We start from the raw sequence: 3,776 nt of genomic DNA on the forward strand, positions 1-3,776 counted from the left end.
TCTCGCCAAGGAGCTCCGGTGTGGAGTATCCAGAGAATGCCATCGAGCACTTGGCGCGGTTCACGGGTAGGGCGCCCGATCAGGCTTCGAGAAGGAAACTGGGGCTCGATAAGCCCCCATTGTGCATCAGTCAGCTGATAACGGCGGGACACGGAATGGATCTTAAGCTGTTGAGAAGATGTGAGATTATATCTTCATCACTTTAAGAACACAGCCTAGTGGCCTTAGTAACTCTTTGATTTTAATGGTGCCCGAGGCCGGAATCGAACCGGCACGCCTCGAAAAGCGAGGGATTGTAAATCAAGGAGCCTCATTTGCATCTCATTGCATAAAATAGCAAGCAGATGGAGCGAGTAACACCGCTAATTCACAACGAATGGCACCATGTCATAGGTCATCGCATACCGCTTATCACAGAATTCACAAAGATACGCCGCCGTGTTGGTCTTGCCCCCGATCTGATAATCTCTGAGCCTTCGCATTTGCAATCGTTTCAGTCGGAGTCCCCCATGGCAGCCTATTCCCCTCCCTTCACCCTGACCCACGCCATGTTGAGCCGGGTGGCGGAGATCGCCGAATTGGTGGGGCAATGGCGCTCGACGCAGAGCTCGCAAGTGCCCATGCTGCGCCGGGAAAACCGGATCCGCACCATCCAGGCCTCCCTGGCCATCGAGCACAACACCCTGAGCCTGGAGCAGGTCACGGCGGTGATCGACGGCAAACCTGTGTTGGGATTGCCCCGTGAGATCCAGGAGGTGCGCAATGCGTTTGCCGCTTATGAAGCAATGTCGGCTTGGGCCCCTACCTCTTCTGCGGATTTGCTCAGGGCCCATGGACGCTTGATGCACGGGTTATGTGACGATGCAGGACAATGGCGTAGCAGTGGGGTCGGCATCTATCGGGGTGAGCAATTAGTGCATATGGCTCCCCCCGCGACTCAGGTTCCACGCCTGATGGAACAACTGATGCAATGGTTGGCAGAAACAGAGGCCCATCCCTTGATCGCCTCTTGTGCCTTGCACTACGAGTTGGAGTTTATTCACCCCTTTTCCGATGGAAATGGTCGTATGGGACGCTTGTGGCAAACGGTGATCTTGAGCCGTTGGCAACCAGTGATGGCCTTCCTGCCGGTGGAAGCGATCATCAAAGAGCGCCAAGAGCACTACTACCACCAATTAAGTCAGGCCGACAGGCTGAGTGACTGCACCGATTTTATTCTGTTTCTGCTAGAGGCGCTGCGAGATGCGTTGGCCGAAGCGATTACCGCACAGCCGACATCTCAGCCCACCCCGCCAGAAAAAGTGAGGGTAGAAACGCCGGTAGAAATGAAGGTAGAAATGCGGGCAAAAACACCGGATGCAGTGTTGGCGCTCTTAGCGAGCGAGCCTGCCCTGACCCTGACACAAGTAGCCGAGCGAATAGGCAAATCGACCAGCACGGTGGAGCGAGCAGCTGCCGCATTGGTTAAAGCGGGGCGATTGCGCTTTGTTGGTCCGCGCAAGGGTGGGCATTGGGAAGTGTTGTCATAGGACAGCTTGCTAATGTCACCGAGTGTGTTACTACAACCGCCCAGCTTCCGGGTCGCATCAGTAAACATACAACCAGCCAAGTAAACCCAAACGCAACGAACCCCATTTGCGCACAAAGGGGGGGCAGTAACTCTCTGTTTTATCTCACTAACACCACAAGGTGTAAGATCTCCATTGGGGATAATCAGATACTGTGATACTTGCCCCACATCCCAATGGATAGACTCTTACAGGTCAGCTAACCTGACCTCACCACATCCCCAAAATACGCATGAAATGGAATTCTCGTCGCTCGCGGTATCTGTTCTGGCAACTACTGGCTTGTTCCTGTGCCCAATATTCTTATCTGTCGGAATCATCTTGTTAATAAGAAAAAGGCTTCGCTCACATAGGGTCAGCCCGTTGACCGCCGACCTGCTCAGGCCTGCGGGTCACACCCTGCAACAGCAAATCCAGGATCTGCAGATAGACCTCTTTTCCCAAATGCTATTCACGCCATTGACCATGATGATGATCGGGTTCTACCCGTCATTCCGCACCTGATTTTGCTATTTTCAGTGCTTGACGGCGATCGGCCGTTCTGATCTATTACTCTCTTTTGCAGGTAGATCATCATGGCCGCACCCGCTATCTCGATCCGTAACCTCGATCACCTTGGTTTGGTCGCCGCACTCTGCCAGGAACTGGGCATTGCCCGCATGATCGATGCCTTGCTCCCCAAAACCCCGCCTTTCAAGGTCTCACATGGTGAAGCCTTGGTCGCCATGATAGTGAACGGCCTCGGCTTTCACAGCAGCACCCTGCACATGTTCCCGCAATTCTTTGCTAACAAGCCGGTTGAGCGCCTGATTGGCCCCGGGATCTGTGCTGATGACCTCAATGATGATGTGCTCGGTCGCTGTCTCGATGCCCTCTTTGAGGCCGATGTCAGCGCCTTGTATCAGGTGATGGCGGCGCAAGTTGTCGAGCGGCTGGGGCTCAAAAGCACCGCAGTGCACCTCGATATTACCAGCTTCCACGTCGATGGCGCCTATGACTGTGCCGATGGGGATCTGGTCGGTAAGCTGCAACTGGTGCGTGGTTATAGTCGTGATCACCGGCCAGAGCTGAATCAAGTGATCCTTGAGCTCATCTGTGAAAATCAGGCCGGCCTACCTGTCTATATGCAGGCCCTGAGCGGCAATAGTAATGACACCAAAGCCTTTGCCCAGACCGTTCGTCGCCATTTGAGCAGTCTCAAGGCCGCGCAGGAGTGCCGTTATCTGGTCGGCGATGCCGCACTGTACTGCGCCGATACCTTGCAATTACTGGCGCAACAGCAGCAACTATTTGTGACCCGGGTGCCCGTCACTCTCAATGAGGCAAAGCAGGCCGTGGCAACCATAGGTGCACAACCGCTGACCGCTCTGGGCAATGGCTATCATGGCCGTTGGCAACACGCGAATTATGCCGGGGTCGCGCAACGTTGGTTGCTGGTGCGCAGCGAACAAGCCAGCCACCGCGAGCAGCAGACATTGGCCAAAAACCTGCTCAAAGACAGTACCCGCGAGCTCAAAGCCTTCGCCAAATTGTGTGCCCGACGCTTTGCTTGTGAGGCGGATGCCCAAGCTGAGTTGAGCTGTTTTACCGCCAGCTTGATGCTGCTGCAACTGGATGCCGAAGTGGTAGGTGAACCCGTTTATACAGGACGTGGCAGACCCAAGCGTGGCGAAGAGCCAATTGGCCATCAGTTTCAAATCACTGGGTTGGCGGCAACTAGCCTGGCTTGCGTTGAAGAGGCCCGCAACCAGACCGGGGTGTTCATCCTGGCGACCAATGACCACAGCGATACGCTGACCATGGCCGAACTTTTGGCCACCTATAAAGCGCAGCAGAATGTCGAACGGGGCTTTCGTTTTCTCAAGAGCCCGGAGTTTTTAACCTCCTCACTGTACCTGAAAAAGCCGGAGCGGATTGAAGCGTTGCTCATGGTGATGACCTGTAGCCTGATGATTTACGCAGCGTTGGAGCACCGGATCCGGCAGGGATTAGTGGAGCAGAATCGCAGTGTGGCGGATATGAAAAAGAAACCGACCCAGCAGCCGACGGCCCGTTGGATCTTTTTGCGCTTTGGTGGCATCCATGAATATCGACTGGGAGAAGCTCCGCCACAAGTAACGGAGCTAACAGGAGACCAGCAGATCATTTTGGAGGTATTGGGTGAGCGCTATCGGCAAATTTATTCCTAAATCAGGTGCGGAATGTCGG

The 3,776-nt window shown here is 54.6% G+C and carries 3 protein-coding genes; 2 read left to right on the top strand and 1 reads right to left on the bottom strand.

All coding sequences use genetic code 11. From position 1 onward, the window contains the following. Positions 1-152 (bottom strand): transposase (locus AB5Y50_RS02625; protein WP_368162404.1); only part of this gene is annotated, 152 nt, incomplete at its 3' end. Between the two features lie 357 nt (positions 153-509). Between AB5Y50_RS02625 and AB5Y50_RS02630 the strand changes: the two genes are divergently transcribed. Next, positions 510-1,529 carry a Fic family protein gene (locus AB5Y50_RS02630; protein WP_319886985.1) on the top strand — a complete coding sequence of 340 codons (1,020 nt, stop codon included), beginning with the start codon at positions 510-512 and terminating at the stop codon, positions 1,527-1,529. Positions 1,530-2,143: 614 nt separating this feature from the next. Beyond that, a complete protein-coding gene (locus AB5Y50_RS02635) occupies positions 2,144-3,757 on the top strand; it encodes an IS1634-like element ISAs25 family transposase (protein ID WP_010674210.1) in 1,614 nt (537 codons plus the stop codon). Positions 3,758-3,776: the final 19 nt, after the last annotated feature.

The organism is Aeromonas sp. s6 (assembly GCF_040907815.1).
Classification (GTDB): domain Bacteria; phylum Pseudomonadota; class Gammaproteobacteria; order Enterobacterales; family Aeromonadaceae; genus Aeromonas; species Aeromonas caviae.